Consider the following 7,901-nt stretch of genomic DNA (forward strand, 5'->3'; position numbering starts at 1 on the left):
GCCGTGGGCGTCTCCCGCCCCGCGCGGGAGCCGACGGCGCACCGACACGGAGGCGACGGGCACCCCGCCCGGGGGCCCGCCGCCTCGCCGCCGGGCCCGCCCACCGCGCTGACCAGGCAGAACCCGAAGGTCACCGCCGCAGGGCGGGCTTCCCGCCGACCACGGCGACCCGATGTCGGAGGTACCTGTCACACTTCAGTGGCGTGCGGGGGAGCGATGCGGGTAGTCGCGCGGTGTGATCGGTGAGTGAAGGCGGACCGGATGGAACCAGTTCCAGTCGACGAGGGGGACACGGTGCCGGGCGCACCGCGGCTGCGGGCTTCGTACGCCCTGGACGACGACGGGGCCTGGATAGCCCAGGCACGCCATCTCGCCGCCGCGTTCCTGACCCGGGCGCGGGCGGAGGACGGCCTGCCGGTGTCGACCCGCGCGGTGGAGATCGTCCAGCTCGTGGTCAGCGAGCTGGTCACCAACGCCCGCAAGTACGCTCCGGGCCCCGTCGGCCTCGATCTGCGGGTCGCCGGCGACGCCGTCGAGGTGATCGTCCGGGACGGCAACCCCGCGCCACCGGTGGCCCGGGACGCGGACCCCGGCCGGGTGGGCCAGCACGGACTGGAGATCGTGATGGCCGTCGCCCAGGCCCTCGACGTACGGCAGGAGCCGGCCGGCAAGAGCATCACGGCCCGCATCTCGCTCCTCGCCTGAACCGCCGGACCCCGGGACCCACCCGCCGTCCCCGGCGCCCGGGCGAAGGTCCGCGTCACGACGAGGGCCGTGTCACGGGCTTCCCGCTCGGTGCCGGCGCGCCTGGGGCACCAGGGCCGCCGCGGCGAGGCCGAGGACGATCACCACGTGCGGGGCGAACCCCGGTGGGCGACGGGACGCCCGGTCACCGCCGGGCGGAGACGGCCCGGGAAACCGGCCGTGTCCCTTTCCCGGCACCACCGCGCGGGCGGGCGCGAACGCGTCGGTGCGCCGCCCTCCGGCCCGCTGTCCGGCGGTGCCGGCACGGCCGGAACAATGGGGTCGCCGGTGCGGTTCTCACTGATGAACGCCGCAGGACACGTGGGAGAAGGGCGAGACGAAGATGACGACGAACGCGGAGAGGGCGCTGCTCGCGGGCGGCTGCTTCTGGGGCATGCAGGAGCTGATCCGCACGTTCCCGGGTGTGCTGACCACTCGGGTGGGCTACAGCGGCGGCGACGTGCCGAACGCGACGTACCGCGACCACGGCACCCACGCCGAGTCGATCGAGATCACCTACGACCCCGCCGTCACGGACTACCGCACGATCCTGGAGTACTTCTTCCAGATCCACGACCCGAGCACGGAGAACCGGCAGGGCAACGACATCGGGACGAGCTACCGCTCCGCCATCTTCTACGTCGACGACGAGCAGAAGCGCGTCGCCGAGGAGACGATCGCCGATGTGGACGCCTCGGGGCTGTGGCCGGGCCCCGTGGTGACCGAGGTCGTGCCGGCCGGCCCGTTCTGGGAGGCCGAGCCGGAGCACCAGGACTACCTCCAGCGCTACCCGGACGGCTACACCTGCCACTTCCCGCGGCCCGGCTGGCGGCTGCCGAAGCGCGCGGAGGCCTGACCGGACGCCCGCCCCGGCCCGTCGTGGGCCGGGGCGGGCGCAGCAGGGTCAGCCGAATTGGCCGGGCCGGTAGTCGCCGGCGGGCTGCCGGTTGATGACGTTGACGCGGTTGTAGGCGTTGATGACGGCGATCAGCGAGATCAGCGCGACCAGCTGCTCCTCGTCGTAGTGCTTGGCGGCGTTCGCCCAGGCCTCGTCGCCGACGCCGCCGGCCGCGTCGGCGAGCCGGGTGCCCTGCTCCGTCAGCTCCAGCGCGGCGCGCTCCGCCTCGGTGAAGACCGTGGCCTCCCGCCAGGCGGCGACCAGGTTGAGGCGGACCGGGGTCTCCCCGGCCGCGGCGGCGTCCTTGGTGTGCATGTCGGTGCAGAAGCCGCAGCCGTTGATCTGACTGGCGCGGATCTTCACCAGCTCCTGGGTGGCGTGCGGCAGCCCGGAGTCCGCCACCGCCTTGCCCGCCGAGTTGATGTGCTTCAGCACCTTGGCCGCGAGGGGGCTGGTGAAGAAGTCGAGGCGCGCTTCCATGATGATCTCCCCGGTCGTTTCTCGTGGTGACACAGCACTGACGGGCGGGCTCCGCCTTGTGTGACCGGAACGTGGGTGTGACCTGGGTCTCACCGTCGGGTGACACCGGGCAGCGCGCCGTTCCCGGGGTGCCGGACGCCCGATAGCCTGGCCGGATGAACGGGGAGCGGAGCGTCGGTGAGTGAGCGTCGGGAACGCGACTGGACGGACATGACGCCCGGGGACTTCGACCTCGACGCCCCGTTGTGCCTCAACGTGGGAACCGGCCCCGTCGTGGTGCCGGCCGAGCCGGACGAGTACGGAACGGCGCCGCTGTTCGGGGAGGAGACCCCGGCGCGGGACCCCGGCCCGCGCCGTACCCCGCGCCGGGCCGCCCCCGACGGGCAGGGGCGGCTTTTCTGAATCCGGCGCGGGGCACTGTCACGCTCAGGGGAACCGCGTGACCTTGGACGGGACGGTGCCGGTCCCCGACGTGGGCGAACCCGTGTCGTTGATGACGTGGCGGTACTGCCCCTTGCCGCCGAGCGAGATCACCTGCAGGTGCCGCATCCTGATGCCGGGCTTCACCGGCACCTGGAAACCGTGGTGCTGCACGATGGTGTCGTCGGACGTGTAGTTGCAGTAGCTGCCGAGCGCCCAGGCCTCGTGCTCGTTCACCGAGTCGGCGACCTTGTAGGCCGCGTATCCGACGATGCCGTCATGGGTGATGGCGGCCTCGTTCGGGGCGTCGTACGCCTTCTCGTTCTGGAAGAAGATCGTGCGGCCGCGTTCGCCGTTCCAGACCACGTCGTACTTGTTGAAGTGCTCGACGAACAGGCCCGTGGTGAGGACGTCGTCGCCGTTGACGCGCAGTCCGTAGTCGGCGCGGTTGGTCTCCCAGCCGACGCCCTCGCCGTGATCGGCGCGCCAGATCCAGGTGTGGTCGACGATCACGTCGTCGCTGTTGACCACGACGGAGTCGGTGGCCCGGCCCGGGCCCGCGCCGCCGATGCGGATGAACACGTCCTGCACGGTGGTCGGGTTGGCGGAGTGGTCCGCGGAGGAGCCCTCCTGGCCGATCCGCAGCAGTGTGCCGGAGTTGACCGGGCCCGCGTCGATCAGGAAGCCGGCCAGCCGGACGCCGTCGACGTCCGCCACGTGCATGGCGTCGATCCCGTTGTCCGGGATGATCGTCGCCAGGCCGAGACCGAGCACCACGGTGTCGGCACGGTCCACCTCGATGGTCCGGTCGATGTGGTAGACGCCGGGCGTGAACAGCAGGTTGAGGCCCTGGTCGAGCGCGGCGTTGATGGTCGCGGCCGTGGCACCGGGCTTGACGACGTAGAACCGGTCGAGCGGAAGGGACGTACCGCCGGTGTTGGCCGGCCAGGAGACACCGCGCGCGTCGGTGCGCTTGGCGGGCACGAACACCCTGTACTCGTCGCCGTCGAGGTACAGGAACGGCTTCTCGCGGGAGATCGGCGTGGTGTCGAACGTGGTGTACGGGCCGGTCTCGAAGTTGCTCGCCGGAGCGCCCTGGACGCCGGTGAACGTCATGTTCCACACGCCGTTGGTCCAGCCGCCGACGGAGCTGTCCCGCGTGTACCACTGCTGCTGGGAGTACGGGCCGACGGTGCCGTCGATCTTCGAGTCGGCGATGTAGCCGCCGGAGGCCCAGCCGTAGCCGTTCGGGGCGAGGTTGAGGCCGCCCTTGACGTGGATCCGGCGGAACGGAGCCGCCTGGGCGACCGCCCAGCGGTCGGTCCCGCTGACGGGGTTGATGGCGAGGTTCTCCGCCGAACGCCAGAAGTTCTGCGTGGCGTTGCCGTCGAACCAGCCGGCGTCCACGGTGATGTCGCCGTTGATCTGGACGTCGTCGGGGTTGAGGCCGAGCCCGGAGACCGAGGTGTAGAAGCCGAGTTGGGCGTTGATGCCGTTGTACGTGCCCGGCTTCAGCAGGAACTGGTAGCGCCCGCTGCCGAACTGGCTCGTCTCCTGCCGGGCGAAGACCTGGTCGAACTTCTGCTGGAGGCCGGGCGTGGACGGGTCCACGACGATGACGTTCGGCCCCAGGTCGCCGCCGCCCTCGATCGGACCGCCGCCGCCGTCCGACGTGGTGTGCACGGCGACCTCCCACAGGGAGTAGCCGTAGCCGGTCGCGCGGGCCGTACCGAGGACACGTACGTACCGGCCCGAGCCGCTCACCTCGTAGGACGCCCGGCCTCCGGTGGCGCCGGTGACGGATTCGAGCGTGGTCCAGTTCTGCCCGTCGGCGGAGGCCTCGATCCGGAAGTCCTTGGCGTAGGCGGCCTCCCAGTTCAGGTCCACCTCGCACAGGTCGCGCACCGCGCCCAGGTCGACCCGCACCCACTGCGGGTCCGAGGCCCGGCTCGACCAGCGGGTGCCGGGGTCACCGTCGAAGGCGGCGGAGGCGGGGGTGCCCGCGTTCTCCGTGGAGGAGGCGGTGGCGGGCTTTCCCAGGGCCGAGTCGGCCGTGCCGCAGGAGGCGGGCGGGCTGCCGTCGCCCGTGGTGCCGAAGACCTGGAACTCCCACAGCGAGTAGCCCCACGCGGTGGCCCGGTCCAGGCCCTGCATCCGGACGTAGCGGGCCTGCCCCGACACGTCCACGGTGTCGACGCCGCCGTCGCTCCCGGTCACGGTCCTGGCGTCGGACCAGCTCCCGCCGTCCTGCGAGAGCTGGATCCTGTAGTCCTTGCCGTGGGCGGCCTCCCAGTCCAGGACGACCCGGGTGACGGACGCCGTGGCGCCGAGGTCGACCTGCAGCCACTGGTCGTCGCTCGCGGCCGACGACCACCGGGTGCCCGTGTCGCCGTCCACGGCACCGCTCGCGGGCGTGCCGGCGTTCTCGGTCGAGGAGGCGGTGGCCGCCTTGCCCTGGGACAACGGGATCTCGGCCGCGGCGGCCGGGGCCTGGGCGGCGGGCAGGGTGACGAGCGCCGCCGTGGCGACGAGCGCCGTACCCAGGGCTCTGCGTCTCAGGCGGCTCAAGTGCTTCATGTGTCTCATGCGTCAGCCTTCTGCTGGTGCGATGTGGGGATGCGGACGAGTCCGTGTGCGGGCGGGCCGGGCCGTCCGGACGGCGGATGGTGCGGTGGGGCGGCTCTCTGCGCGTTCCGCGCGTTTCTGTGCGTGAGGGCATGCCGGAGGAGTGAACACGCCCCCGTGACCGCTTAGTTCAGGCTTTGATTTAAGTGGTGAGGCATCGCGCGGGCAAGCCCTCGGACACGAATTGGTGAGCGCGTCCGTCGGTGGAGTGGCGCGCCGGGTCGAATCCGCATGCCTTGACCGCCGGGCCGGGGGTACGCGGGCGGGGCGGTCGGATCCGGTGGGGGGAGGGCGGAGAGGGAAGTGCGGGTGTGCCGGGGTGCGGGGCGCGGTGCTCCGGGGCGGGGATTTCACCCCAACGGTGGGCGTCCGCTGCGAGGGCGTACCCGTCGTGAGACGTTGGCGGCACCCGATGCCCTCTTCGAGCGCTTTGTCCCCTCGGGTCACCCGCAGTCGGCAACTGAACGCACGGCCACCCTGTCCGTGGCCGGTCTGAAGCGGAGGAGTGTCACCCCATGAGCGAGGCCAATCCCGTCAAGCGGGCAGCGAGGAAGATCACCGAAAAGCTGCAGGACGACGGATCGGCCCCGGCCGACGGCATTCCCGGACGGCCGGGCTCCCAGCCGCCGTCCGTGGCCGAGCCGACCGAGCCCCGCGAGCCGCTGCCGCCGAAGCCGGACCAGAGCGGCCCGGCCACCGTGTCGCCCACCGGCCAGCCCACCGGCGCCGACCAGGCCAGGGTGGCGCAGTCCGGGAGCTACCTGACCAACGCGCAGGGCACCCGGCTGTACGACACCGACCACTCGCTCAAGGCGGGTCCGCGCGGCCCCGTACTGCTCCAGGACCACCATCTGCGCGAGAAGATCATGCACTTCGACCACGAGCGCATCCCGGAGCGCGTGGTCCACGCCCGCGGCGCGGGCGCGCACGGGGTCTTCCAGAGCTACGGCACGGCGGCCTCCGTGACCAAGGCGGGGTTCCTCGCCCCGGACGTCGAGACGCCGGTGTTCGTACGGTTCTCCACCGTGGTCGGCTCACGCGGGTCCGCCGACACCGTGCGCGACACCCGCGGTTTCGCCACGAAGTTCTACACCAGCGAGGGCGTCTTCGACCTGGTCGGCAACAACATCCCGGTCTTCTTCATCCAGGACGCCATCAAGTTCCCCGACGTCGTCCACGCCGCGAAGCCGCACCCCGACAGGGAGATCCCGCAGGCGCAGAGCGCGCACGACACCTTCTGGGACTTCGTCTCCCTGCACACCGAGGCGACCCACCACACCATCTTCTTCATGGGCGACCGCGGCATCCCGCGCTCCTACCGGATGATGGAGGGCTTCGGCGTCCACACCTTCCGGCTGGTCGACGCGGAGGGCGCCACGACACTGGTGAAGTTCCACTGGAAGCCCAAGCTGGGCGTGCACTCCCTGGTGTGGGACGAAGCGCTGACGATCAACGGCGTCGACCCGGACTTCCACCGGCGGGACCTCGCCGACGCCATCGAGGCGGGCGCCTACCCGCAGTGGGAACTGGGCATCCAGACCTTCCCCGACACCCCGGAGCAGACCTTCGAGGGCATCGACCTGCTGGACCCGACGAACATCGTGCCCGAGGAACTCGCCCCGGTGCAGCCGGTCGGGCTGATGACCCTCAACCGGAACCCGTCCAACTTCTTCGCCGAGACGGAGCAGGTCGCCTTCCACGTCGGTCACCTCGTGCCCGGTATCGACGTCACCGACGACCCGCTGCTCGCGGGACGGCTGTTCTCGTACCTGGACACCCAGATCACACGCCTGGGCGGCCCCAACTTCCCGCAGCTGCCGATCAACCGGCCGCAGGCCCCGGTCAACGACATGCTGCGCGACGGCATGCACCAGACGGCCGTGCACCGCGGCGTGGCCCCCTACCGGCCCAACTCCCTCGACGGCGGCTGCCCGTTCACCGCGGGCGCGGACACGAGCGCGTTCATCGAGGCGCCGGTGACCGTCCCGGAGGGGAGGAAGGTGCGCGAGGCGCCGGAGTCGTTCGCCGACCACTTCAGCCAGCCCCGCCGGTTCTGGCTGAGCATGAGCCCGGTGGAGCGCGAGCACATCATCGGCGCCTACACCTTCGAGCTGGGCAAGTGCTACGAACAGGCGATCAGGGAACGGACCCTCCAGGTCCTGGCCAACATCGACCCCGAGCTGTGCGCCGGTGTCGCCGAGGGCCTCGGCCTGCCCGCACCCGAGCCCACCGTCCCGCTCGCCGACGTCGAACCGAGCCCGGCCCTCTCGCAGATCGGACGGACCTGGCCCGTGGACGGGCGCGTCATCGGCATCGTCGCCGGCCCGGACGGCGACCTCGACGGCGTCCACGCGGTACGCGACGCGGTGCTCGAGGCGGGCATGGTCCCGCTGGTCGTGGCGCCGACGGCCGGCACGCTCGGCTCGGGCGACCCGGCTCTGACCGTCCAGCGCAGCTACGTCACCGCGCGTTCCGTCGAGTTCGACGCCGTACTGCTGGCCGGGGTGCCGGCCATGGGCGACGACATCCTCGGCGTGCGCGACGGCAAGGGCGCGGCCTCCGCCGCGCAGCGGGCGGCGGTCGATCCGCGGGTCGGGCTGCTGCTGACCGAGGCGTTCCGGCACGGCAAGGCGATCGGCGCGTGGGCGGGCGGCGAAGCCGCCCTCGAAGCGTCCGGCGTCCCCACCGACGCCCCCGGCATCGTGGTCGCCGACTCGGGCCCCGCCGCCCTCGG

General features: G+C 71.9%; 6 protein-coding genes. 4 read left to right on the top strand and 2 right to left on the bottom strand.

All coding sequences use genetic code 11. The annotated features are described in order from the left end of the window. Nucleotides 1-261: 261 nt before the first annotated feature. Together B7767_RS06845 and msrA are read left to right on the top strand one after the other, a co-directional pair. Nucleotides 262-705 carry an ATP-binding protein gene (locus B7767_RS06845; RefSeq protein WP_085571355.1) on the top strand — a complete coding sequence of 148 codons (444 nt, stop codon included), beginning with the start codon at nucleotides 262-264 and terminating at the stop codon, nucleotides 703-705. A 382-nt stretch (nucleotides 706-1,087) separates the two neighbouring features. Next, nucleotides 1,088-1,600: a peptide-methionine (S)-S-oxide reductase MsrA gene (msrA, locus tag B7767_RS06850; protein WP_085571351.1), complete on the top strand. Its 513-nt coding sequence runs from the start codon at nucleotides 1,088-1,090 to the stop codon at nucleotides 1,598-1,600. A gap of 48 nt (nucleotides 1,601-1,648) precedes the next feature. On the opposite strand, the gene B7767_RS06855 is transcribed toward msrA, so the two are convergent. Then, a complete protein-coding gene (locus B7767_RS06855) occupies nucleotides 1,649-2,122 on the bottom strand; it encodes a carboxymuconolactone decarboxylase family protein (protein WP_085571352.1) in 474 nt (157 codons plus the stop codon). Nucleotides 2,123-2,299: 177 nt separating this feature from the next. Between B7767_RS06855 and B7767_RS06860 the strand changes: the two genes are divergently transcribed. Then, nucleotides 2,300-2,524, top strand: coding sequence for a hypothetical protein (locus tag B7767_RS06860; RefSeq protein WP_085571353.1), 225 nt, complete (start codon nucleotides 2,300-2,302; stop codon nucleotides 2,522-2,524). Nucleotides 2,525-2,548: 24 nt separating this feature from the next. Here the strand turns inward: B7767_RS06860 and B7767_RS06865 are convergent, their stop codons facing one another. Then, nucleotides 2,549-5,101, bottom strand: a complete 2,553-nt coding sequence (locus B7767_RS06865) for a discoidin domain-containing protein (RefSeq protein ID WP_085571356.1) — start codon at nucleotides 5,099-5,101, stop codon at nucleotides 2,549-2,551. A gap of 581 nt (nucleotides 5,102-5,682) precedes the next feature. On the opposite strand from B7767_RS06865, the gene B7767_RS06870 reads away from it, so the two are divergent. After that, nucleotides 5,683-7,901 (top strand): catalase (locus B7767_RS06870; protein WP_085571354.1); only part of this gene is annotated, 2,219 nt, incomplete at its 3' end.

The sequence above is a fragment of the Streptomyces sp. 13-12-16 genome, from assembly GCF_002114215.1.
Classification (GTDB): Bacteria; Actinomycetota; Actinomycetes; order Streptomycetales; family Streptomycetaceae; genus Streptomyces.

Coding starts and splice junctions, on each gene's coding strand:
- B7767_RS06855 (WP_085571352.1), bottom strand. CDS start 2,122: ATGGAAGCGCGCCTCGACTTCTTCACCAGCCCCCTCGCGGCCAAGGTG.
- msrA (WP_085571351.1), top strand. CDS start 1,088: ATGACGACGAACGCGGAGAGGGCGCTGCTCGCGGGCGGCTGCTTCTGG.
- B7767_RS06845 (WP_085571355.1), top strand. CDS start 262: ATGGAACCAGTTCCAGTCGACGAGGGGGACACGGTGCCGGGCGCACCG.